The following is a 24,174-nucleotide window of genomic DNA, read 5'->3' on the forward strand; positions in this document are numbered from 1 at the left end:
CTCCGTCTGAAGTCATTGGATGCCTGAGTCGTAGGCGCCCGACCCACTACGTTACGTGAATCAGGCCGGCACGGGCTGACGCGGTAGCATTTGCCTGATCTCACTGGCCCGCCGCGTCACTACATCTTCGAGATACCAGAACGCAGATACCAATTGAAGAGCAGCGGGCCACCGCTTAACCCACCTACTTAGAAAGCGCCATTTTCGCTAGCTGTCCAACTCGAGGATTTTTGATCACTGTCATACCCCGCTCCATCGGCCCCTCGATCTCCGACATCAGTTCCCGAGCACGATTCGCAACCTGTGCAATTCCCACGGCTTCGGATGCGATAGCGATGTGCTTGAGCCTTACCCACACACCATTGATGAGATTTTGATAGAGCTTGAGGTGCTCCATCACGTAGTTCAGCCCAGTCGAGAGGTAGTTCTGGATGCTGTTATCAATGTTCTGCGAATGGCGCTGAGCCAAGCTGTATTCTTTCTGGAGCTCTGTCTCGATGAAGCGAACTGGGTCGTCGGCACCCCGTACCATCAACGTCATCAAGTCCGGGTTGTACCGGTATGTGTTCACTTTCACGTCATGGTTGTAGTAAGTGAGGTAGTCATTTTCGTGCAGAAAGCCGACCACGATTTCATCGAGCTCAGGCCGCTTAACGAGAAGTTCATCGACATCATTTACTGTCTGGATGTCGAACGCGGCATTAAGCTCTGGATTGGATTTGACCAGCGCTCTGACCTTAGCCAACCACTCGAAGGTATCATCCGCGTTCTTCTTATTGGGGTCGTGTTTTTTCGCAAACTCGACCTCACCGGGCAGGGCTTCACGAATTATCCCTGGCACCACCTCAAAAGCCTTCGTTCTTGCGAGTTTGCCCGGTGTGCAGTAGTGAGGGGAGCTCAGATTGATGAAGTCGTATCCGATCTGTGCATAGGCTAAGGCAACCAACCGTGAACAAAACTGTTTTTTGGTTGACTCGAGCTTCATCAAGCGCCGTGGAAGAGCGAGGGTCGCCTCATCCAAAGCGTACAAAGAGCCAATCTGGGTGTGTGCATAGCGACAGATCTGATCGAGCTCCTCCTCTGCCAGAGGCTTTCGGCTCCGAAGCACCACACAGTGACTCTGCTTATCCAGCATGATTCTCTGCGGGTTCTTAGAGAAGACACCAGCTTGCACCGCCTCGATCAGCGTCCCTCCGACCCAAATCGATGCATGCGAGTATCGCGATGCGGTACCCACTCGCACGCCCTTGCTGATTAACGTGTTCTCTGCAGTCAGGATGATGTCGCCTCGTTTGAGGAGCGAACGCTCAATCGTATATTTCTGTTCCATCGGTTTACGCCTCATGAGGTTGGAGATGGCAGCGCCATGGACGTAATCGGTCAGAGTGACCCGCCATGCCGGCAGAGGCTCACTACATTCTTCAATACGGAACAAGGCCGCGCACATCAGCAAAATGAGGGCGAAACGCCATTACTCAAGCTGCCATAAGTCGGTAACTTGACTACAAAATGTTTCAACAGATGCGATGTATGATACGGATCGGTGTTTAACCCTAAGCATTTGGCCGGCCGTTGTTTTGATGGTGCATGCATCCGTCGCAATGAAGTAGCGTCGAGGCAATCTCACCACCAGTAGTCAAGGATGGAGCGCATGAATGACTGATCGATGCGTTTGAGCTGTTGATCGGGGGTGACAATCGCGAGCTTGGGCATCTCCGACATCCGCACAACCTTATGACCTTGCGCTACCGATCTTCCCTCCGCCAGGTGGCGACTGGCTCCATGAGCCAAGCCCGCAAATACCCCTCTGTTGTCATACTGGCCATGACCTAGGCGCAATCGCGTCCAGCACCTCGATAGACGCTGACCTCCGATAGCCATCGCCCATGAGTATGAAGACGGTGGATTCGGTTTCGAAGATACCTCGACCATCGAACGAGACAGCGTACCCAGTTTTGATGCGCTCACCCTGCTGATATTCACCGGTGCTGTGCAATAAAACGCTGTGATTGAACATCACGACTGGATGCTTCCCTGATGCGATGATCGGTGCTGAGTTGGTGTCAATGACATCGATGATCACCCAGGCCGTTACGGCGCAGGCGGCCTTCCCGGTTTCTTTCACCAGGTTCTGGATAATCTCAATTTCAGAGGGAGAAGCACCGGATAAGGGCTCACCGTCCAGGGCTATAGCTTCGGCAATAGGTAGCAGGCGCATCAACCCTCCGATCCTTCGGGTGCTTCATGGATGAACAGTTTCTTCAGCTTCTCGTCCCAGTTATCAATGGGTCGCACAAGCACATAGCAGCTGTCCGAAAACGTATAGGCAAGCGCGTAACCATGCTCCCACCTCAACTCCATGATGGCTGAGGTCTGGATCATGCCACCCTCTTCAAAGCGGCCGCTCAAGTCGCCATATAGCTCTCCCGCCAGGCTCCAGCCCCGGGGAAATGGCTGCCACAGGAAACCTGTAATTCGAGTGCTGAACTTCAGCTCAGCAGCTTTAAGAACTTCACTGGGAATCCTAAGGCTGGTGCTCATCGCTGGTCACCGGTGCGCTGCTCGCTCACAATCACAAAGTGGTCGCTGCTGCTCGGACAACGCATCAGTTTGAATCCAGACTTGGTTTCGACCAATTCCAAGGGTGGGGTGGCCACTGTCATTCCGTCAGCGCTTACGCCGGACATGTCACTGAACACCCGGGCGGCATACCGCTGCCCGACCCTGGCCGCGCCAAGCAGGTATGCGTCTACTGTGACGCCCCAATCAATGGCCTTTGCCTGGACAACTTCTAGAGGTATTTCTGGATTACAGGTCACGGGATTTCCAAGGTTGCCGGATTCGCGTTTCCGAGTGGACGCAGACATCAAATATCGATCTCAAGATGAGGATTGAATCCTGTGTTTTCATTGGGGTATCCCCGCGGGTTTGAGATCACTCGACACCCGCCCAGCTCGACGTCCACCGCTTGATGCGTGTGCCCGAAGATCCAGAGATCCGCCTGCTCGATCATCCTGGGCCAGTCATTTGTGTACGCCGCATTGAGATGGCCATCATGCTTGGTACCGACCACCAAGGGCGATGGGGAATGGTGTGTGACGACGATGGTTTTGCCTGCAAAAGGCTGGGCAAGCTGCTCGGCCAGCCAGGCCTTGGCAGCATGGTTGCGAGTGACGAGGTCATCGGGTCTCAGGCGTCGATATCCCGCATCAGCGCGGATGTAGTTGAAGTCATTCACCCACTGCCAAGCCATCCTGCTCGCGGCCAGTTGGTCGCCCGTTGAGGAAAAATCCGTCCACGCTGCGGTGCCCAAGATGCGGATGCCATTGATGATGAGTGAATCATTTTCTAGGACATGCACGTGGCTCTCTGCGGCATCCCTCATCTTGCGCAGTGTCCTGTCGATATGGCCGTCGTAGTACTCGTGGTTGCCGCATATATAAGCGACCTTGCACTGGAATGTTTCATTTGCCCATCTCACGCCGCGGGCTTTTTTGTCTATGTCGCCAGCGAGGATGACCAAGTCGACGTCGGGATCGACGGTCGGCGGATCGAAGCGGTGAAATTCGTTATGCAGGTCTGAGTAAATTCGTAGCTTCATCAGTCGGTCACTTGGGAATTTGCTGTGTTTCGATGTGATTTACAGGTTGTACGGCTTTAGCGTTTCCACACCTGTCTGACCTTCGCACGGGCACCGTTATGAGCTGCTGGTTTCGAGTGCATTGATAATCCATGGGGTCATAACAGCTTCACCTGTGTGGATCCGTATGCCGGATGGCTAGTGGCGTACGCCAGAAAAGCGTGGGCTAAATCCATCCGGCGCCCATTCGCAAACGACATATGCACTGCCATTGCTCGTTTCGAAGACATGATATCCGTGGCTCTCAAACCGTCGACGAAGCGAGGACGTCCGAACGGTTGCGCCATCTCGAAAACGCCCGCGTTGTTCTTGGTAAACCACACCTACTAGGCAGTTGATTTCGTGATCTACCCTCGCACAGCACATGTATGCGGTGGCCGGAAATTCGAACCGCACACCCATAGCACGCTCGACGCTTGCGGGGATTGAGGTTGGCTTGACCTCCGCGGCGGTCTGCAAGCTGTTCAAAGATTCATAGTCTGTAGACATGGCAGTTCACTCGATCCGTACCAGCATGACGTCCAGTATTCAATGCAGCTCGAAAAATGGGCTGATGCCACTGTTACCGAAGTAATTGATGGGCATCCACGAAGCCCGCCCGTGTACTCCTATACCACCAGGTAACCGTTGCGGTGAAACCGCCTCAGTAATGGCGACGTATGGGCTGGTAAACGCGGGGTCAATCCCATCACGTCATCTTCAGGTAGGGCAGCCTTCGCCTTTTGGATGACCGTCGGCATCCTGTTGAAGGGGAGGTCAATCATCGTCGCCCCGACAGTCTTGATCGTGAATGCCGGAGGATCTGGGGATGCTGTGTTGCTCACTAGTGGTTCCTCGCACAAATCCAGGCCTCTCGGCAAACGACGCAGCTCCGTTGCTGCACACTGACTGCGGGAGCCTAGCGCTACCGACTTCACGCTCTGAACTCCTATTCAAGATCCCGCCTCTGCAGCAATTGCCCTGACCCGGACGTAACCCCTGCTGACCTGGGCTCTGCAGTCTGCCCAGAGCTAGAGGATAAAAATCGCAATCGACGGTTTAGGGCTAAATTGATATCTGGTAGAGAGATGTCGCCCTGAACCGCTGCCCTCACCCGCCTGCCTGACCCTCCCTGAGGTAGGTCGAGTCACGCGCCTACGACGTAACGATACGACTACTATATACGGTAGAGTGTTACGGCACAACATGGCTACATCCTCGCTTTTGAGGAATACCTGTGTCGATGAAGGTGCCTTTCGCCGCGATACTTCGCGCGCTGCGATCTCAGAAAGGGTTGACCCAGGAGTCAATTCCCGAAGGGAGCAATCGTCAGTACCTGAGTCAACTCGAACATGGAAAGTCCAGCCCAACGTTAGACAAGCTGCAGGATTTGTCGGAGGCGTTCGGCGTCAGTACCCTCGCCCTCATTGGAGCGGTCACTGCGGTTAAAGAAGACCTGACAGTCGATGATCTGATAGCAAAATTTGCCGCACAGATGAAGGCCTTAGAGGCCGAAGGCATCTTGGCTGCTGCCCGCGCTGAATTGAGCGGTGCCGAGCTGCTCACCCGCCCCGCCGGCCGCGTGATCGACCGGGCCTTGAGGGCGTCGATTCAGGAATGCAAAGCTCAGGGGCTGAGTCAGGCACAGACATCCCAAAATCTGGGTGTGAACAAAATGACAGTAAGCAGGTATTGGCGCGATCCTGACTGACGTCGTCAGCGCGCAGAGGGTGCTGATGATTGGAGGGTTAGAGTGCATCCGCCAGCCAGGTGCATTTTTGGCTTTCGGTCAATGAGGCCGCGGGATGTGACAGGACTCAGGTGAAGTCAGCATTGCCGCGGCTTTGCAATGGCCGAGGCTGCGACGCTTGGGGTTCGCAGGCTGGACTCACTGGCGAACGGCACGCTTGCCACGCTTTTGCGTCTTGGCTAGTTTGAATCTAGAGTCACCAAGTTGCAGTGCACGGCCAGGATCTATCAGCGCCATTATTTCAAGTGAGCTGAAATCATATTCCCCGGCCAATTTATCTAGCTCCGCCAAAAAACGTGCAACCTTAACAACTTCAGGATCACGCAGAAGCGGCGCAATCGCCTCATACTCCATTGTTATTCTATTGCTAAGCTCGATAAACTCTTCCACACTAGTCATGAGACTTTTCTCCGACCTTAGATTCATTATCTTCCACATCAGTCGCCAGATTGAGATCATGCTCAGTACTGCGACCGTTAAGGGAAGAAGACCCACTCTCCTGAGTCGGATTTCGATCTGACTTCGAATACACCTCAGAGTTATGTTTTGATTCGGCGGAACATCCAGTTGTAGACTTATCTGGCCTGCAATCTACGTCTTCTAACAATGAATCACGTCTTGGCTCCAGACGCTGCATCATTTCCAGAAGTGCAGTGTTGGTTCTCGCGTTCAGCTCCCCGGCGGCGCCACTCGCTTGCGCAGCTGACCCCTCATACCGTGACATCAACAAATCAAACACCTGTGTCATGCTGTATCCATGCCGCTCGGTCAGGTCTTCAAGCTTATGGTAAAACTCTACGTCCAGCTTGTAATCGAGCTCTTCCTGCTGCTTTTTGAGGTTGCGCAAGGCCTGCTCAAGCTCAAACTCCTTGAGCCTGTACTCGACAAGCGTGTGCGTTCTGACCATCAATGACTCCGGCTTCGCGAGAGGATTCGAAAGACGACATACCCAGTATAATAGCCTTCGACCCTGAGAAAAACATTTATCGAAAGGCTACAAATTACGATGCAATATTGTTGTTTTTCAGGTAGTTATGAGTCAAATGACCTGTCTGCATTACCTTCTGTCGGAATGGCAGACCATAAGGCCTAGACCTCATTTCAGGGAACATGAGTTTTCTTCAAGACAGATTCACCACCGTTCCGACTATTACTCAGGAGGAAACAATCCGCCGCCCCCTGACTCAAAAGGTGGCGCTAGCGCCTTCGCACCAGCCATTTATCAATAGATTGATAAATAGCACATATCACGCTACCTGGGACGGCTGGATTGATCTGACAACATTGCCGCTTGCTCTGCCCGTTAGCAGCCGATACATGGATAGCGTGGCACAGTGCTGGGCAGCGATGGCTGGGGAGTACCAGGGAGATCAGCGTCTTGCAGCCTGCTTGGCATGTCGATTGTAGTCGAAGTCAAACGTGAGCAAGCCGAACCTGGCGCAGGATGGGGACGTCCAACACTCTCAATATCACGCTAAAACGACGTCATCCTTGGTCTCGGGGCGTGCGCTGGAAACCTGCTGCGAGGTTCACGATCGCGGCATGCTCGTCGGTCTGTGAGAGCAGCCCTCTCACTGTGCCAGGTTCGCAGCGGGCGCCTGGCACAGTGCCAAGGCGACTCAGTGTCAGATGAACCGTGATCGCTTCAGTGATTTCAGAGGTAGCGCGATTGGCTTCGCGATCGAGGTGGTCAAAGAATTAATCGAAGTCGGTCTGGGCTGACGCCACATCTCATAACTTTACAGTTGATGATCTTCAAGTTGAGTTCGCACGCCATGGCCTACGCTTTAATACCTGCGCTTGCGCCGAGGTTTAATTTTAAGGGCCCAAACGACACTCTCAAACTCTTGCTCGCTAAGCTTAGTTTCTGCCAAGGCCAGGTAACACTTCTTCTGCCTTTTATTAAGTGCAAGCAAACCTAACAAACCTACCTCATCGCGGGAAACCGGGAAAGGAATGGAGTATGGCCTAGTAGTATCTCTTATAAAATCCGCGTCGACTGAGTCAATTACATTGAATGCTATTCCCAGCATCCAGTAGGCAACCGCGACATCACGAGGCCGCGATGAGTCTGGCATAAGTTGAGCTGACAATTTACCTTGCTGACGCTTTGTCGCGGAAATGGGCTTTGATGTATGGGAGAAAAAGTATGAACGTGCAAACCCTTGAGCCCCAGTCTCGCTCGAGTCTTGGAGCCAGCATGCGAGCAAGAACTCTGCGGCATCTGCGGAAGGCGAAGTCGTAGCCGATAGCCCTTTAAACCAACATTGGACTTTGGCCGTCAATGCAACAAGACGATCGCTGTCCTTCTCCGCCTGATTGGAGGATGAGTGCTGAAGGGGAAATTTGGTCGTGAGCCTGGAGGCCGGGCTGTCGATGTACTCCGCGAAAGCCCGCCAGGCCTTGTCCAAGAGCGTGAAGCCCGACGTACCGAGTCTCTCGAGCATCACGGGCGCATCGTGCCGCAAACATACACACCGTCGCGCCTGTCGCCACTCAAGGCGCCAAGCCGGGCTCACACCCGCTGCGAGATCGGATGTGAAGCACCCTGGACAGTAATTTAGAGCCTGCCGGTAGGGGATCATCTCAGCCACGGCTGTTCTGAACTGCTCGGATAGGTAGAGTCGATCTGCCACGCTCAGCGATCGCAGCAGCTCAAGATTGCCGAATTGCATGTCAGGGTCGGCGCCGCCCTTACTGCAGAATTCAATGAGCTCTTCAACCAGCATGTACTCAGAGCTGTGCGTCACCACCGCGCTGAGTCTCGCTACCCAGGAGGAGAAAGACTCGTTGTCGATGGCCGGAAAGGAATGCCGCAGATCCGTCAAAAATGGCTTCGATGCGATGACAGGTGCCTGCTTACCGCTTCCTGTATGACCTACTGCGTTACCATGATCGCGGGAAACCGATTCATCTTCCTCATAGGCCTCGACCCACGTGGGGTAAGTTTCAGACGCAATCTCGGCTACGTACTGATGTTGGCGCCCTACGTGGTGATTGGTTGATGTCCCGGTTGAGAGATCAACGATCTGCTCCATCAGTGTCGTTACTGAATGTCCTACCTTCCCTTTCGACGTCGCATGCACTGCAGCAACATCTATCTCATCTATACGTTCTACTGGGCACGGCGGCTGGAGACGTAAAGCCAGACTCGTGATGAAGTGACCGAACCGCGCGTCAGCGGGCATCGGCAGCAGGTGCAACGTTCTGCTTTCGATGTTGGCATCTCTCAACGCAACCTTCATCCATTCAGCCGTATCGGGAACACCCATGAGCACGAATCTGGCCTCGGGGCTACCTCGAATAAGCTCGACAATAGCCGCCGCATTGGTCAGCTGATCAACCTCATCGCTCCCGTAATTCTCAAGGTCGTGAACAATGAAGGTGTCGTAATGCCGGGCTTCCAATACAGCGCGCTGCAAGCGATGCAGGCTGGCCGAGGTAGACCCAGCCTTTTTGCTAATTTCGTGAATCTGAAGCGAGACGTCCAGATTGGATTTGAAGCGGCCAGGATCAAGGACAGAGACCTTGTTCATCAGTAGAACCCGTTGCCCCCGTTCCCCCAGTCGGAAGTTGAGCTGCCTAGCAAAGGCGGTGGCTCCGCAACCAGGCTCTGCAAGGATCATCAGCACTTCTCGTCGACCAAGAACCCCCAGCTCACGCTGGTAGGTTAAGAGCTCAAGGCAGTCATTCAGCGCTTCTTGGTTGCCAGAGTCATCAGACCAAAATTCAAGGGTGTCGTGCCTGACCAAAAATTGAGTCCTCGTGAAGCTTGTTCTGGCTCTTGTTGAGGCTGTATGAGCCCACCGAACCCGCTGACTGGTAAATTCGGTCGCGAGCAGAAGTCCTGCTGAATCTGCTCGGGGCATCTGGATGACAGCGCTGATGTGGGTTCATATTAGGGGGCGGGAATAACCCCCTGCGCCGGGACTTCTCGGACTTCCAGTTTTTTCAGAGCATCGGTCTTGCCCTGCATGCTGTTCCAGGCGTGAAGAATGCTGTCGGCATTGATGTATTCCTGCCCACTCTCCACCGCCATACGGCAAGCCTCCGCCAAGATATCTCTCAGAGCGCGGCGGGAGCAGTACGTGATGTACGCTCCATCGACCAAGGCCGTTGTCGTGGCGTTCTTTTTCAGATTGGCCAGGAGAGTGTTATTCACGACTGATGGCTGCATCAGGGGCATGTAGTACAAATAGCCTCGAATGAACGACTCGCCCTCATAATCGTTGTCCCATGGTGAGAGCGTGGCCACCCTGAGGTTGAATCGGGACTTCAACGTGTCGTCCTCCCCATAGACCTTATTCAGCCCTTTAGGTGTCCCGCTCAGGATCACATTTAGCTGCCAGTCGGCCCCAGCAAAGCCTTTGATAGCGCCGTACTCTCGGTTCATCCGCTTCTCCGACAACGTCTGTTCTACCAGAGGGATCTCATCGATGAACACGCCGCGCACGTTGTTTTCCCTGATCAGCCTCTGCGCTATCCCTGCGTCCCGATACGACTGGTTAAGGATTCTTTTATAGAATTTGGTACCAATCTCGGCCAGGAAGAGCTTCATGATGTTGAGGTTTGCAATGTTCTTGACGAGATCGATGTAGATTACTTTTCCCGCCCACTTGGATTCCGGCATGGAGCTTTGCGTTTGCCACCGTTGACCCAATGAAGATTTTCCGAGACCAGGAAGCGCGACCAAGGACATGCCGGGATTAGAGGTGGTACGAGGCAAAGACAACAACCGTTGGACACTCTGTTCAGCCGCCATCGCCGTAGGGTGCAGCAGGAAAATCTCGCGCATGCAGGCCAGCGCCCTCTCCTCGCGAGGCAATTCCAACAGTTGCTGAGTCCTTTCATTGAGGTGATTCATAGATCATCATCTCCCATCATCGGAGGGGCTGGGCCGCGCTGCCGTTGAGCGCTATCCTCAGGTTTTTTGTCGCCGGCACCTTTTGTAGCGTTGTCGAGGCCTGTAGGGAGCAACGTAGACGCCACACGCTCCTGCAGAGCAGCTGATTCTTCGAGCCTTCTCCGCTCGCTATCAGTAACCAGGCTTTTCATCAGATCTCGTTGATCATTAATCATGTGCAGTCCAGCATCGGTCACCTCGCCCCGGGGCAGGCCAGACTTTCGCTTGATATTCCACTCCCACATCGTTTTTGGAACATAGAGTGGATGACTCTTGTCGATACCCTCGTTATTCTTCAGTTCTATTACATGCCATTTATCTTCAAACTCAACCCAGGCACGCCTTAGGTTGTTATGGTCAAGTTTGACCCGGACACGCGCGCCAACTTTATTTCTGTATGGCCCAACTTTATAAAGCAGACCTAAAGTTAATATCCCTTCACGCCGAACTCTTACATAGCGCTCATGCATGGCATCTATTCTAAACTGAAGAGGATCCTTCACAGTCCTTGGAGCTTTTATCACCCCATCCTGGATTCCAAAACTTTTTATCCACAGTTGGTTTGGAGTAAAGCCATCTCCGGGAGTCTCATGCCAAATACAAATCTGAGTTATGATTAGTATGAATAAGTCAGTAACGCTATACGTCGCCGTAGACTGGGGATCTTCGCCACGTGCAATCTTTCGATTGGAGGCTATCGCACCTTTTAATCTTTGCATAAATAAAGGATTTATCTTGCCGAATCCTCGCTCGACCTCTCCTCCACTCTGGGGGCGCATTCGATTGTCAGGCTCTATACCGTGTTTAGCTAGCGCTGCTAAAACAGTTTTTGCATTCAAATCCCCGCCGCCATCGACACGATAGAGCTCTCCGGCGCCGTACTGTATCCAGAAATACGATCCCGAAAGTCCAAATTCTACAAGCAGGTCGGCCTTAGGCGTTACGGCCATCAACATAGCATCAGCAAGAGTATTTCTGGATGGGTATCGATACGAAAGCGAAAACCCTAGGAATGACCGAGTATGATCATCCACAATTATCGTCAGGTTGGGTCTACCGAGCCATTCTCCAGTTTCAGGATCCACGGCGTGACAGTCTAGCGGGCTGTTGTCTGCATGGACAATCTGCAGAGCGTGAGTGGTCAAGACTCCACTGTCGAATGTATCAAACTTATCTCGCGCAGCTTTCACTCCTTTGTTGCTAGCAAGAGCCTGGCGAGCTGAAATCTGGGCGTATCGTCTCCGGATGGTCGCATCTGCCGGGGCTTTCTGATTACGTTGCAAACAGCGAGCACGAACTCCATTTATGACAGCCTTTACTGTCCCACCTGGGCCAGTATGATCCTCGACGATAGCAGTAGCTATGATGTCTTCGATATCCTTATCAAAACGGGTATCGCCTTTGCGTCGCCCTGGTTTGCCAGGAATAAGCGATTCCCAACTGGGCCACTGCCGATATTTCGCTAAGAGCTCATTGAGAATTGTTAACTTAACGTCTAGCGTCGTCATTGCGTGCAGCTTATCTTCTTTCGTTACCTCGTCAGCTTCATGCAACGGCTTGATGACTCGCTCTCTCGCCTTAGCTACCAAGATCTGCTCAGGTGTGTAACGGGATGCTGGTTTGGGTTCGCTGTCCTCTTTCGCTCGCTGCTCGGCATCAGCCAGCGTTTGAACTCGTATACGATCTGTAGCCTCTGAATTAATTTTCTCCAGACTACCCCGTGGAGCGAGGAAAGGCGGTGTCAGCCTGTCTGAGGCCTGGACGATATAGCTGTCCGATGCAACGTCGTATTCAGTAACCGTGAAAAGGCCACTGCGATCTTTGCTGAACACGGGCTCGCCGACGTTGAATTCCATCGGTCACTGCTGCCGTAGCTTGACTTTAGTGCTGTATTTATCGCCTTTCAACTGCCCCAGTTGAGCCCGAAACAGATGGTCGCGGTAGACCCCCAATCGCGATCGCACAAAACCGAGCGTTGGGCGCGGAAGGCCCAATAGGTCGCACCGTGCGCAGATATGTCTCCAGCAATTGGCGACGGAATATTCAGGATGGGAAAACATCTTATATTCATGCTGGATGATGTACGTAGTTACGGCAGGAAGCCGATAGCTGGCGTCAGCCAAGGACGTGATTTCGAGGTACTCATACATAGAATGCCCCCCACTCTGAGGCGCTTCTGGAGCAACCAGAGAGCTGAAGAGCTTCCGAGCCTTTTTGATTTCAACAGCCATGTGCTCTTCAAACGCACCGGTACCGTCAGGAATGACACGCACGCGCGAAGGGGGCAGCGTAAGCCGGAGACCATCGGAAAGCCTGCAGAGGCGAACTGCCTCGCGAGGTGGCTTGTGGATGCTGGTGACGATCAGCAGATCTGGGTGGATGTCCGAATTGGCGAAAGCCCCTACGTAGGTCATTGCTCGACTCCAAGGTAGCGACCGGTATGGTCGGAAAGCTATTGGAGGAAAGAATAGACGCAGGTGGCCAGCGGTGTAGACCGCTTGTCCAAATTACCGGAGATATGTAACCTATTGATTTATATAGACTACGTTTCACTTATCACCGTTTTTTTGGTTAAAATTGTCGGAGTTTAGTGAAAGCTAATTTTTTAGTTTCGGGATTTCAATGGGTTACGGAACGGCCGGAGATAAGTGAAATTGGACAGATCTGTGGCCGCCTTCACCAACCTAATGTGAGCGCTGGTAAAAAATGGAATGCAGCGCTTTCAGCTCCTGAGTTTTCTGCTGCTCGGGCGTCCTCGGGCGTCAGGGCTTTGCTCTGAGGCGTTACTCCGCTGCGCTCCTGCTGGAGCTGGCTCACCCAACTCCGAAATCGTTACACCACTACACTTAGTCACAGAGAGGCCCTGAGCAAATGAACCGCCGATAACTGTTTTTCTGCTTCGCAAGCTGTAAGAGTTCTTTCACAGTATTCTCGACTCAGAAAAACGATTGTGTCATTACCGTCAGGATTGTCGGAATAACCAGGGTGTTTTGAAATTTCTGTGAGCAAGTCTTCGGAGACTGGAGCGACATGAAAATGCGCGTTGAAACCGAGAGAAAATCCCAATTTGTAAAACATTACTTTGTACGGGGAATAAACCTTTGCCAGCAGACGTTCCGAGGTTTTCATCACTAAACCTAGAGATGACATGGCTTCGTCGCTCAAATCGCTGAGACCTGAAGCCGTCTCTTCAGACGAAATTATCAAATACCCGTCATAACGTGAATCTCGCCGATGAGTCACTATCCAGTGGGGGTGGCTGAAACTCTTAGCTCGTCCATGTGGCTCCTGCTAAACGACGTGTTTTATGACCGTTAGGCCGACTGGTACAACCTAAATTTTTTGCCCAATGATATGCAACCAAGTTACCGCTGACCACTGATGAGTAGATTATGAATGACCGATGCTCAAGATGTCTGGAGCGAGCATGGCCTGGCCAGTCGCCTCATCCGCGCCTACCCTACCCCGCGCGATAAATCCCCAAGAAGCCTGATATTCATGAGCAAGCATCAGAACCGTCAGCAACTCCTCCCGGTGTATGCATTAGGCCCTAGAGTTGGGGCTTACTGCTATAACACCCTTCATTTGTATGCGTCCGGTGCTGCTTTACTTGCGGCTGGAATGATATGGTCAACCCCTGAATTAGGCGCGATAGGTGCTCTATGGCTGGCGCACGCTGGTTTTGATCGAATGCTCGGCTATGGCCTGAAGTTACCACAAGGCTTCACTTATACCCACCTAGGTAAAATCGGTCGTTGATAAGTAGGCAGCCTTTCCATGGTTCGCTCCTAAGCGCACGAGCACCGCGCCCGGGCAGCAAAAAATTCAGGAGTTCGAAGCACGGATCGCCCGTCTTGAGCGGGAGAAATCCATTGCCTGCAACACCGCTGGAACGACGGGGGTGTGACCTGGAGACACCTCACGATTGGTGGACACGTTGGGTTATTCAATACTGGTCAATACCCCGCTTTTTGATCCGCTCAGCAAAGGTGATAAAAATGTTTGACTTCGGCATTCTCATGAAAAGCCACTGCACTCCCCCAGGACCTCTGTGCCTGCTAATGGCTTTGACACTGTGTGCGCCTTTCTCAATAGCCCATGCAGCAAACCCGCACCCCAACTCGACAGGTATAAACGCGACAAAAAGCGGCACCCAAATGAACGACATTCCCCCACGCCTTCAATGGGAAGCAAACTATGGTTATTGCGGTGAAACGGCGCTCATCAGTGCCAGCCTTTACTATGGCCAATACGTTTCACAGTTCGATGCCCGCGCAATCGCAAGCCCGAACATCAGGCAATCCAAGCGTGGAAGTCAGTTACTGTTGGGGGTGAACGATGCGGCTGCTGCCGCTAAAATGCGCCTGAAAGCTGTTGAGTGGAACAGCCCTATTATGGCGAATGCAAACGAATTCCTGGCATGGGTCAAGGGCAATGTGTTGGTCGGTTACCCGGTCATCATCGGCGTTTACGAGAATTTTTCTCAGTTCGAAAATGAAAATGGGAGCCAAGGCGATGGTGAATACGACCATATCGTTCCCGTCATTGGAGTATCGTCTAGCAAACCCGCTACCCAACCTGCTGCCTATTACGCTGATGACGCCATTACATTCAGCGATAACGGTCTTTGGTCGCCCGATAGAAAGCCGGCCTATCTTTACCGCTTTAACTTCGGAGCATTTCAGGCGAATCGAGAAGAAGCCAATGACGAGAATCGACCGGTGTATTCATTATCCAGCGGCGGAAAAAACTATGGCGTGGCCATCACCGGGATTATCGACCGGGACGGCAAGACGCTTCCGGTTCGCCTCACCACCGATGTGAATGAAGAAAAACCGGCGATGGATGAAAACTCCAATAGCCGTCCTGATTCCGCGAATCTGAACTTGAACGTCACTGTCTCGGGGCTCAAGCCAGGCGTGGCGTACAACCTGTATCGATACAACAGCTTCGACAACGTGCCTGAGTCAGGTTTTAACGCAAAAGCATCGAAAGCGAACAAACACTGGGAGATCAACATCAAAGAGGGGGCGACTTACGTACTGAAAGAAACTGTACGTTCAGATCAGGTCGCCGTATACCGAGCCGTTCCAGGGACGGCTCCATAAGCCAGCCAGTGCGGGCACATGAGCGGCGCGCAGTGGCAGCAGGACTTTCATTAGCTATGCGATTGCTGCGATGTTCAGGTGAAGAGAAGATGGTCGAGAGAAGAGAATTCAGCCGTACAACATTGCGCAAAAATTTCCGCTATCTGGACAATGACGAAAGAGAAATACCGTCCCAGGCCAGCATTGGTTTCTTGCTGCTTCAGAACTTCTCACTGCCCGCCTTCACCCAGGCCCTGGATACCGTGGTCACCGCGAACCTGCTAAGGCCTAATCTTTTCACATCCAGAACGTTCGGGTTGACCGAGCATGAAATTCAGAGCGATCTGGGGCTGATCATCCGTCCCGATGCTGTTCTAAATGTCAGCGAACTCAAGGAGCTTGATCTTCTCGTCGTCTGCGGCGGCTATAGGACTGAGCTCAAAATCGATCCATCTCTTACGGCCCTGCTTCGCACGGCTTCGGAATGCGATGTGATTCTGGCCGGCTTATGGAATGGCGCATGGTTCCTGGGCGCTGCCGGGCTTCTTGATGGATACCGATGTGCCATTCACCCCGAACACCGATCTGCGCTGGCCGAGATATCCAGAATCACCCATGTGACCAGTGAGGCCTATGTGCTGGATCGAAACCGAATGACTGCTTCGAGCCCGGTCGGCGCATTTCAGATGGTGTTGGAGTGGATCAAGGGCCTGCATGATAAGGAGCTGGTTGAGGGCATCGAGGACATTCTGTCTTTCGAAGCCTCTCGTTATCGCAGGATCAAACCGTCAAGGCATCTGTCCGTCAGTGCTCCATTGAGGGAGGTCGTCAAACTGATGGACTCAAACCTTGAGGAACCTCTGGAACTGGAACAATTGGCCGTTTATGCGGGACGGTCCCGGCGTCAGATCGAGAGGCTGTTCAAGGAGCAACTCGGCACCACGCCGCAGCGCTATTATCTAGAGTTACGTATAACCGAGGCCCGTCGCCTTATTCAGCACACCGATCTCTCTCTCACAGAGGTCGCAGTCGCCTGTGGTTTCGTCTCACCGAGCCACTTCAGCACGTGTTACAGCTCTTACTTCGGCTACCGACCTTCCAAGGAAAGTCGGCACGCCATTTAACGCATCTCCTCAACCAGCACAAATTGCTACATCGCTCCAGGCTGGATCCGCTTTGAAATCCGGCTATCCCCGGCTTCGCGCCTGATTGATGTTGAACCCGCGAAGAGGTGAGGCATCAGAGACATTGTCGACCACAGGAGTTTGCAACATGCAGAAAACCCCAAAAACGCTGTTTCTAATCCTATCCGTGACTGTAGCCTTGTCGGGGTGCTTTGATAATTCTGACAGTGAGCAGGGGACGAAAAATAATCCCGATAACGGCTCATCGGTACAAATGGAGAAGCGCTAGGCGAGCGTCGCTCGCAGAAGCCGTACCAGATCGTTCCACCACATCGCTATCGCTCAGGATGACACATGACCTTCTATATCTTTCTTCTAGCCTGCTGCGCCGCAGCAGCAACCGGCATCATCTTCAAACCAGGCGCATGGTACGAGTCCCTTAAGAAACCTGCTTTCACTCCGCCGAACTGGGCATTTCCAGTGGCATGGACCACGATCTATCTGCTCCTCGCCTGGGCAGGCTATCGCTTGACCCTGATCCCCGGCAGCGAGACCGTGCTGGCGCTGTGGGCTGCCCAGATTGCGCTGAATACGTTGTGGACGCCGGTGTTTTTTGGCGCAAACCGCCTTGTAGCTGCAATGGTGATTCTGGTCTTGCTATGGATTGTTGTCGCCACAATGATCGTAATGGCGTTGCAGCTGGATATCGTTACAGGGCTGATTTTATTCCCGTATCTGGTGTGGCTCTCGGTAGCTGCGGCGCTGAACTTTTCCATTCTGCGCCACAATCGATAATTGCCATTCCGTTTGAACGAGGGATAAAGCGCTATAGCGCATAGCGCCGGCAATGTTCCAGGTAGCCCTGCTCATGACTACCGACCAGTTGAACCACGCTTGACCATAACCAGGAGGGAGCGTCGAGGGTCTGGGATCGATTTGTTTGCAGATCCCGGATCCACGCGGTGCGCGTCGCCAGGTCCATCTGCCTGGCGTGCGCCATGCCTACCACTTTCGCGAGGTATGCGGCTGCCTGCATAGCCTCCTGCTGGGTAAGTTCATCAAGTTCCAGCTTCATATCCTGAGGAAGCAGTTCACGTATGAAGAACGAGTGATCCAGCATTCTTACAGCCACCATCCGACTTCCCAAGCCGGGCGAAAGATGCCTGGCACCCTCCACTACTCTTTTGCCATTGTCTCTGGGCATAGGCGCTCTTGCAGTACGCGGAGCAGCGGCGGCGACCGCTTCCTTGATATCCAGCAGACAGAACTCCTGATCATCTTCATCACCCACGCCCATTAATACCGCGTAGCGAAGCAGGCCAAGAGAGCTACAGCCTTTTACCCAATACGCAGAGTCAAGTAATTGCACTCGGTCGTCCTGAGACCTGCCCTTTAGCGATGTCACCAGCGCATGAATTTCCGCCGTCGAACAGAGCGCTTTAATGGCATCGCGCTCTGCACGCGACAGTGCCCAGAAATGCTTGCCCAGCGGAATGCTGGGTTGAGTATCTTCAAAGCGTTCCTTGGCAAGGTGCTTCCACGTACGCTGCACCGCGCTGCGCATCCCGGCTTTTACCTGTACCGGGCGATCAGGCTCTTCATCGCCGTCGCCCAAAAAGGCTTCTTCGTAGCCTTGCATCATCTCTTCCAACATCCGAGCGGTCGTGACCCCAGGCAGGTCCGAGCCGCGCGCAGCTGTCGCCAACGACAGTCCCAGCCTCACAAGGTCGTGAGCAGGATTGCCGATCACAGCCTGATCAAGGTCGCGTATGTGCATATCGATGCGCCCTTTTGAATCTCCCGTTGGCCCCAGATTACCGGCATGGCAATCGCCGCAAATCCAGACCGGCGGGCCGCTGGGCAAACGTCTGCCTGACTGGCTGTGGAGCCACTCGTAAAACTGAGCGGTGTTGCCTCGCACGAACGCATGTGCAGAGCGGGCCATCTTGAGATTGCGCAGATCGGTCAGGGGTTTATGGCGTGCGTTGGGGCGAGGCGTTTTCATCGGAAAACCTTGAAGAGAGTTATTTCATTGACTCGCGAGGCCAGTGGAATGTTTCAAGATATTTCAAATTTATTGCACTGTGCGCCAAGCACGGCGGGAGATGCTGCCCTGACAAAGAGTCAGCGGATGAGAATGCAGTTGTACCGAGATGTCTGGGGCCTTGTGAGTCTGGTCTTTGTATGGCGTGATTGCCCCTGTTTATCTATGAGTGGAATGACAAATGCACCACAGACAACGTGTTCGAGACGCGAGACAAAAACTCTCGGAAGCCGGATTGGCGACTAAGCAAACACTGATGATCAGGGAACCGAGTTGATGTTTCACGTTATGTTCAGCCTGCCTTGCCTGTACGTTATCCTGCGTTATTTATTGCCGATGCCTTGGGCACTGTCGTCGCGAATAGCCGTCGGCACGCTGCTTGTTCTCGCCTCGCAATATCACCTGTATTGTCGGTTCTCCTCCGGCAGCGTGTTCTCGCCGGAATTTCCGCGCTATGTGGTTATGCTCTTCAACTGGGCATTTGGCGCGATCCTGTTACTTGCCGTGCTGCAAATCATTGTCGACCTCGGCACAGTGCTGACAATGCTGATTCGGCGCCAACGGCTGGCTGTTCCAGCAAAAGTGCGTTACAGCATCGGGGTCGCAGCACTGCTGCTCGCTGCAATCGGTGTCCAGCAGGCAGTGCGCGTGCCGCCCATCAAGGATATCGATATCGCAGTCAGAAACCTTCCCCCGCAATTTGAGGGCTATAAGGTATTGCAACTGACTGACATGCACATCAGTCGCCTGTTTGATGCGCCGTGGACACAAGCGGTGGTGAAAGAATCGAACGCCTTGGGTGTCGATCTTATTGTCATCACGGGAGATCTTATCGACGGCTCGCTCAGCAACAGGAAGCTGGATATCGATGCATTGCGTGATCTGCGTGCGCCGGATGGCGTTTATGTCATACCCGGTAACCACGAGTATTTCTTCGACAACAAAGCATGGATGCAGCACTTCGTTTCGTTGGGGATGATACCGCTGGCGAACAGTCACACATTCATTGAGCATGACGGTGCCCGAATTGCACTGGCTGGCGTCACGGATTTAACTGCACCTAAAACAGGGTTTCCCGCCCCCGACGTTCAAAAAGCCATAGCTGGAATAGCGAAGGATACGCCGATCATTTTGCTCGACCATCAACCAAGGAACGCGCGCGCGGCTTCAGTTCAAGGCGTGGCTGTGCAGCTGTCCGGACATACCCACGGCGGGATGATTTTTGGTATTCATCGACTTTTGGCAATGGCAAACGGCGGCTTTGTATCAGGGCTTTATGACGTTGCCGGAATGCAACTGTACGTCAACAACGGCACTGCGCTCTGGCCGGGGTTTGCCATCCGCCTCGGCAAACCGTCGGAGCTGACACGCATCACCCTTCGACGAGCGCCGGACGCTTAGTCAGAGGGATAGACTAATAAACTGAAGCAGTATACGACCGGGCCAGGGTACAAACTAATGACGCGGTACAGAGCGGATAGACCAAGGCATTCAAGCCTTCGCCCTGTATCGAGCTTTTTGCGCCCTGCCCTCAACTTCGGTCGAAATCGATCAACACTTTTCCTACGTGGTTCGCCGCTGCGAAATAGGCATAGGCCGCAGGTGCATCATCGAACGTGAAGGTCTTGGCGACCACGGTTTCGATACGGTTCGCTTCGACTGCGCGAATGAGGTCGACGAACATCTTGCGGCTACCGTTAGCGATGCCTCGGATTGTCACGTTCTTGATGATAAGGGACAGGTAGTCGGGAATCGGAGAGTGCTGGCCGGGCGTCACACCTATAACTGCAATCCGTCCGTTGACGGCGGCAGCGGCAAGCGACTGGCCCAAAGTGTCCTGACCTCCTGTTTCTACAACGATGTCGGCTCCGGCGTTATCGCTCAGGGCCATGACCTGCGCAGCCCAGTCAGGGTGTTTGCGGTAATTGATAGTGATGTCCGCGCCCAACTGGCGGGCAATGTCCAGTTTCTCGTCACTTGACGATGTGATCGCCACCCGGGCACCGTGAAGCTTGGCAAGCTTCAGCGCGGCCAGAGCCACCCCGCCAGTACCCAGACAAAGAACAAGCTCGCCCGGTTTAAGCTTGCAAACCTCTATCAGAGCGTTCCAGGCGGTCAGACCGGCAGAGGCAAGCGCGGCGACATCCTTGTCTGCCAACGAGCCCGGCACTCGAATCAGTGCAGCTGCGGGTAGTACGAGCTTTTCAGCTAGCCAGCCGTCATGCGTCACGCCGACATCATGAGCAAAAACGCTAGTCCGGAATTCGCCCTCCAGCCAATCAGGGAAGTGACCGCAGATGACTCGGTCGCCAGGTTTGACCTGGTTGACGCCCTCGCCCACAGCAATGACCTCACCTACACCTTCGGACATGGGAATGCGCTCGGGAGACTGTATGGGACCGTATACACCTCGAAGAATTTGAACGTCCCGGCTGATCAGGCTCACCATGCGAGGCGCCACAACGGCTTCTCCAGGCCCGGCAATCGGCTCGGGGCGAGTAGTAGGGGTCAGAGAAGCCAGGCCTTGTTGAAGCCCGATCTGAAAAGCTTTCATTAGAATAATCCTTGTACCATCAGCGCAAAACCAGACGTGTATCGCGCCTCGTAAATGTCATTACAGCTTGGCTGAAGGCTGCGCGGCTTCAGCTTTACTGCCTACACCATACCTGCTCTTGGCTTGGTCGCAAGTACAGCAAGCAGCTTGTGACGCATGCCTGCGCCATTAAACAAGGGCTCGTAGAGCGTTTTTGGAGAGTGGCATTCATTGTTCGCCGGGACTGTGCGTTACCACAAAATGACAGGGAATATGTCGCTTGGTGTATTGATCACATACGACTCCAGTCCATTGTTCTCGGGAAAGATTTTAAGGATCATTCCCCGGTTGAATGCAACAGTCAAAATGGCAAATTCGTCAATTGAAATGCGTTCTACATCGACATTGAGGAAATCAAAAAACAAAGGGCTGGTGGCCACATCTTCTCCATGCCCCCACCTGCCCACGCCATTGATTTCGCAAAAAAACGAGCACTGAATCATTACGCTGGCGACGTCGCCAAAAAGCAGTACCTGAGCGCCCACCCCGACAGTGACACCCGTGAGTGCTGAAGGAAGCATTTCGGCCAAGTCCGAGTTATTGATCATCATGCTGCGTGCCCGTTCTAAAGATGATGGTGTCCGGGCCTTCCTGTGCCCGGTTACCGGATGACCCATTCTGGCTGGCGAGTCGAAACAACGCGCAGGCTATTGAGCCTTTAGCGGAATATGCCTACACCATTTGAGCGACAAGACCGCCTGCTCGTCAGGTATCTGGGCATAGCGAAAGAAATATACCCGTCTCATCATTTTGGACGAGTCTTCGGTTCAAGACTGAATAACTACACGGCACTTGCCCTGACCGGCCTGGCTGGCACACTCATCGCCAGCAGCGCTTTCACCTGAGCCAAGGGTAGCGGCTTTCCAAACAGGTAGCCTTGGGCAAAGTCGCATTTATTGATGGCCAGCCAGTCCGCCAACTGCTCATGCTCTACTCCCTCGGCGGTAATTTTCATGCGCAAGCTCTTACCCAAGGCAAGGATGGCTTTGACCATTTCATTCTGGTTATCCAGAGACGTATCAAAGAAAGACCTGTCGATCTTGATTTTGTCGATGGCCAGCTTGGTCAAGTGATAAAGCCCTGAATAACCCGTCCCGAAATCGTCCAGTGCAACGCTCACTCCCATTGCGCGTAAACGTTCCAGGTTCAAGCGGGCGCTGTTCATGTTGGCCACCAGAGCGTTTTCCGTCACTTCCACTTCCAGACGACTCAACGGAAATCTGCCTTCGCTGGCCAGTTGCTCGAGCCATTCGGGAAAGTCGAGGTTTTCGATCATCAGCGAAGTGACATTGATTGACAGTGTGAAGTCGCTAGGCCAGTCAAGCGCATGATCGAAGGCCTGCACTAACAGACTCTCGGTAAGTTGCTTGATCAGCCCCAGCTGTTCCGCCACGGGTATGAAGTCCATTGGCATGATGATGCCCCGCTCGGGGTGCAGCCATCGTGCCAGCAGCTCGAACCCCGAGAGGCGTTGTTCGGGAAGACTGACGATAGGCTGATAAAACGGCTGAATATGTTTCTCTTCAATCGCATGCCTCAGTTCCTGCGCGAATAGCTCCTGCAGGCGTTGTTCGCGCTCAAAACTGACCTCGTAGAAGTGAAACGAGGCTCGGCCGCCGCTCTTGCCTCGATACATCGCGCTGTCGGCACGCTGCAGCAGGATGTCTGCATCTGAACCGTCCAGTGGCGAAACGGCAACGCCCAAAGAAGCACTGAGGGCCACACGTGACACACTTGTCCTGGACGCTGCAATTTTTGACAGAACGCTTTCAGCGAGTGTCGCCAGTTCCACCTGGCTGAAATTACCGCTTACCGCCAGACCGAACTCGTCCCCTCCCAGCCGCGCCACGGAAGCCTGTAACCCTGCAGTTGCCTCGCGCAGACTTTCTGCAACGGCACAAATAGCGGCGTCTCCCACGGCATGCCCGTGGGTATCGTTTATTAACTTGAATTTATCCAGATCGATCAGGAAGACGGCGGTCTGCATAGATGTTTCCTGTAAGCGCGCGACCAGTTGCTCATGAAACACCCGACGATTAAGCAGACCGGATAACGGGTCGTGACGGGCCAGCGAATCGCTGAGTGTCTGCGAGGCCAGCAAGTCGTTGTAGCTGCCCTGCAATCGTTGCATCAGACGTTTCAGCAGTATGAACGGAACGACCATCGACAACAGCGCAAACCCGGTCGACGTCAATACAAAGCGCCAACGTTCGGCGTTTTCGAAGTCTGAATCGTAAGGCAGGTTCATGGTGTACATGGCCAGGGCTTCAAGTTTGAACTCCCACACCACTGCCAACAGGAATAGAGAAAACAAGTAAAGCCACAACACGGTGTACAGGTATTTACGAACCGTTCGCGGATCGCGGGTAAATGACATAAGGGCTACGCTCGAGGGACTGCGGGTGCTACGGCTATAAACAAGTTATCGCTAGTCAAGCGTCAGGTTTGAAGACAAACGGTCCCACGCCGAGCGCTGACCAGGCATGGCCCCAGGGAGTACGATTAACGTGGCCCCCGGAGCCGATCAGTCAGCGTGCAATTAATTCGAGCGCTGACTGACAAAACGACTGACTGCCCTTACTACAGTATTGGCGCCCTGCTGGATCTCCTGAATGACACGGTCGGCGTCGTTGGCCAATACCAGTGCTTCGGAAGCCTGCTCAGTGCTGCGCACGATCACGCTGACCGCTTCTGAAGCCAGGCTTTGGTTGGTCTTAACCACATTTACAATTTCTTCCGCCGCCTTTGTGGTGCGCGAGGCCAACTGCCGCACTTCGTCAGCGACGACTGCGAACCCCCTACCCTGTTCGCCTGCGCGGGCGGCCTCGATGGCGGCGTTCAACGCGAGCAAGTTGGTTTGCTCGGCGATCCCGCTGATGGTTTTTATGATCGTCCCGATCACCTGACTTTGAGAGTCAAGTGCCTCGATGCCCCGCGTGGCCTCTTCCATCGAAATCGTCAGCTGGCCGAGCATTTGAAGCGTGTCGTTGATGACTTTTCGACCTTGCTGTGCGCTTGTGTCAGTGTCGATAGATGTCTGATAGGCCATCTCCG

General features: G+C 53.5%; 22 protein-coding genes. 6 read left to right on the forward strand and 16 right to left on the reverse strand.

What is annotated here, in order from left to right; translation table 11 throughout:
• Nucleotides 1-184: 184 nt before the first annotated feature.
• The 4 genes from ALO43_RS25100 to ALO43_RS25120 form a co-directional block, all read right to left on the reverse strand.
• Nucleotides 185-1,435 carry a YiiX/YebB-like N1pC/P60 family cysteine hydrolase gene (locus ALO43_RS25100; RefSeq protein ID WP_162235628.1) on the reverse strand — a complete coding sequence of 417 codons (1,251 nt, stop codon included), beginning with the start codon at nt 1,433-1,435 and terminating at the stop codon, nt 185-187.
• Nucleotides 1,436-1,813: 378 nt separating this feature from the next.
• The gene (locus ALO43_RS25105; protein ID WP_054998291.1) at nt 1,814-2,218 is read right to left on the reverse strand and encodes a DUF6957 family protein; all 405 of its coding nucleotides are present in this window, start codon (nt 2,216-2,218) and stop codon (nt 1,814-1,816) included.
• Nucleotides 2,218-2,541, reverse strand: coding sequence for a hypothetical protein (locus tag ALO43_RS25110; protein WP_054998292.1), 324 nt, complete (start codon nt 2,539-2,541; stop codon nt 2,218-2,220). Before ALO43_RS25110 ends, ALO43_RS25105 begins: the two co-directional genes overlap by 1 nt.
• A gap of 325 nt (nt 2,542-2,866) precedes the next feature.
• Nucleotides 2,867-3,601, reverse strand: a complete 735-nt coding sequence (locus ALO43_RS25120; RefSeq protein WP_054998293.1) for a metallophosphoesterase — start codon at nt 3,599-3,601, stop codon at nt 2,867-2,869.
• 1,261 nt (nt 3,602-4,862) lie between these two features.
• Here ALO43_RS25120 and ALO43_RS25125 point away from each other — a divergent pair.
• Nucleotides 4,863-5,330 carry a transcriptional regulator gene (locus tag ALO43_RS25125; RefSeq protein WP_054998294.1) on the forward strand — a complete coding sequence of 156 codons (468 nt, stop codon included), beginning with the start codon at nt 4,863-4,865 and terminating at the stop codon, nt 5,328-5,330.
• 177 nt (nt 5,331-5,507) lie between these two features.
• Here the strand turns inward: ALO43_RS25125 and ALO43_RS25130 are convergent, their stop codons facing one another.
• From ALO43_RS25130 to ALO43_RS29635, 7 genes are all read right to left on the reverse strand, one after another.
• The gene (locus ALO43_RS25130) at nt 5,508-5,768 is read right to left on the reverse strand and encodes a hypothetical protein (protein ID WP_054998295.1); all 261 of its coding nucleotides are present in this window, start codon (nt 5,766-5,768) and stop codon (nt 5,508-5,510) included.
• Nucleotides 5,761-6,276: a hypothetical protein gene (locus tag ALO43_RS25135; RefSeq protein ID WP_054998296.1), complete on the reverse strand. Its 516-nt coding sequence runs from the start codon at nt 6,274-6,276 to the stop codon at nt 5,761-5,763. The genes ALO43_RS25130 and ALO43_RS25135 overlap by 8 nt, the downstream gene beginning before the upstream one ends.
• Before the next feature lie 880 nt (nt 6,277-7,156).
• The gene (locus ALO43_RS25140; RefSeq protein ID WP_054998297.1) at nt 7,157-9,121 is read right to left on the reverse strand and encodes a TniQ family protein; all 1,965 of its coding nucleotides are present in this window, start codon (nt 9,119-9,121) and stop codon (nt 7,157-7,159) included.
• A gap of 146 nt (nt 9,122-9,267) precedes the next feature.
• Nucleotides 9,268-10,233, reverse strand: coding sequence for a TniB family NTP-binding protein (locus ALO43_RS25145; RefSeq protein WP_235662577.1), 966 nt, complete (start codon nt 10,231-10,233; stop codon nt 9,268-9,270).
• Nucleotides 10,230-12,128 carry a hypothetical protein gene (locus ALO43_RS25150; protein WP_054998298.1) on the reverse strand — a complete coding sequence of 633 codons (1,899 nt, stop codon included), beginning with the start codon at nt 12,126-12,128 and terminating at the stop codon, nt 10,230-10,232. The genes ALO43_RS25145 and ALO43_RS25150 overlap by 4 nt, the downstream gene beginning before the upstream one ends.
• 3 nt (nt 12,129-12,131) lie before the next feature.
• Nucleotides 12,132-12,686 carry a hypothetical protein gene (locus tag ALO43_RS25155; protein WP_054998299.1) on the reverse strand — a complete coding sequence of 185 codons (555 nt, stop codon included), beginning with the start codon at nt 12,684-12,686 and terminating at the stop codon, nt 12,132-12,134.
• Nucleotides 12,687-13,122: 436 nt separating this feature from the next.
• The gene (locus tag ALO43_RS29635; protein ID WP_223810591.1) at nt 13,123-13,437 is read right to left on the reverse strand and encodes a hypothetical protein; all 315 of its coding nucleotides are present in this window, start codon (nt 13,435-13,437) and stop codon (nt 13,123-13,125) included.
• A 231-nt stretch (nt 13,438-13,668) separates the two neighbouring features.
• On the opposite strand from ALO43_RS29635, the gene ALO43_RS25160 reads away from it, so the two are divergent.
• The 4 genes from ALO43_RS25160 to tspO all read left to right on the forward strand — a co-directional run bounded on the left by ALO43_RS25160 (nt 13,669) and on the right by tspO (nt 17,278).
• A complete protein-coding gene (locus ALO43_RS25160) occupies nt 13,669-14,031 on the forward strand; it encodes a DUF4260 family protein (protein ID WP_054998300.1) in 363 nt (120 codons plus the stop codon).
• Nucleotides 14,032-14,270: 239 nt separating this feature from the next.
• Nucleotides 14,271-15,380, forward strand: a complete 1,110-nt coding sequence (locus ALO43_RS25170) for a hypothetical protein (RefSeq protein ID WP_223810590.1) — start codon at nt 14,271-14,273, stop codon at nt 15,378-15,380.
• A gap of 89 nt (nt 15,381-15,469) precedes the next feature.
• Nucleotides 15,470-16,483: a GlxA family transcriptional regulator gene (locus ALO43_RS25175; protein ID WP_054998360.1), complete on the forward strand. Its 1,014-nt coding sequence runs from the start codon at nt 15,470-15,472 to the stop codon at nt 16,481-16,483.
• 354 nt (nt 16,484-16,837) lie between these two features.
• Nucleotides 16,838-17,278 carry a tryptophan-rich sensory protein TspO gene (gene tspO, locus ALO43_RS25180; protein ID WP_024671553.1) on the forward strand — a complete coding sequence of 147 codons (441 nt, stop codon included), beginning with the start codon at nt 16,838-16,840 and terminating at the stop codon, nt 17,276-17,278.
• Nucleotides 17,279-17,309: 31 nt separating this feature from the next.
• Here tspO and ALO43_RS25185 read toward each other — a convergent pair whose 3' ends face one another.
• On the reverse strand, nt 17,310-18,488 hold the full coding sequence (locus ALO43_RS25185) for a DUF2252 domain-containing protein (protein WP_005886909.1): 1,179 nt from the start codon (nt 18,486-18,488) through the stop codon (nt 17,310-17,312).
• Nucleotides 18,489-18,803: 315 nt separating this feature from the next.
• Here ALO43_RS25185 and ALO43_RS25190 point away from each other — a divergent pair, with 315 nt between their 5' ends.
• Nucleotides 18,804-19,928: a metallophosphoesterase gene (locus ALO43_RS25190; RefSeq protein WP_054998303.1), complete on the forward strand. Its 1,125-nt coding sequence runs from the start codon at nt 18,804-18,806 to the stop codon at nt 19,926-19,928.
• A gap of 130 nt (nt 19,929-20,058) precedes the next feature.
• Here ALO43_RS25190 and ALO43_RS25195 read toward each other — a convergent pair whose 3' ends face one another.
• The 4 genes from ALO43_RS25195 to ALO43_RS32260 all read right to left on the reverse strand — a co-directional run bounded on the left by ALO43_RS25195 (nt 20,059) and on the right by ALO43_RS32260 (nt 24,169).
• On the reverse strand, nt 20,059-21,081 hold the full coding sequence (locus ALO43_RS25195) for a zinc-dependent alcohol dehydrogenase family protein (protein ID WP_054998304.1): 1,023 nt from the start codon (nt 21,079-21,081) through the stop codon (nt 20,059-20,061).
• 230 nt (nt 21,082-21,311) lie between these two features.
• Nucleotides 21,312-21,671: a hypothetical protein gene (locus ALO43_RS25200; protein WP_083492250.1), complete on the reverse strand. Its 360-nt coding sequence runs from the start codon at nt 21,669-21,671 to the stop codon at nt 21,312-21,314.
• A 230-nt stretch (nt 21,672-21,901) separates the two neighbouring features.
• Nucleotides 21,902-23,377 carry a putative bifunctional diguanylate cyclase/phosphodiesterase gene (locus tag ALO43_RS25205; protein ID WP_054998362.1) on the reverse strand — a complete coding sequence of 492 codons (1,476 nt, stop codon included), beginning with the start codon at nt 23,375-23,377 and terminating at the stop codon, nt 21,902-21,904.
• 282 nt (nt 23,378-23,659) lie between these two features.
• On the reverse strand, nt 23,660-24,169 hold the full coding sequence (locus ALO43_RS32260) for a methyl-accepting chemotaxis protein (protein WP_397417010.1): 510 nt from the start codon (nt 24,167-24,169) through the stop codon (nt 23,660-23,662).
• Nucleotides 24,170-24,174 lie beyond the last annotated feature (5 nt).

This window comes from Pseudomonas tremae (assembly GCF_001401155.1).
In the GTDB taxonomy this organism is placed as follows: Bacteria; Pseudomonadota; Gammaproteobacteria; order Pseudomonadales; family Pseudomonadaceae; genus Aquipseudomonas; species Aquipseudomonas tremae.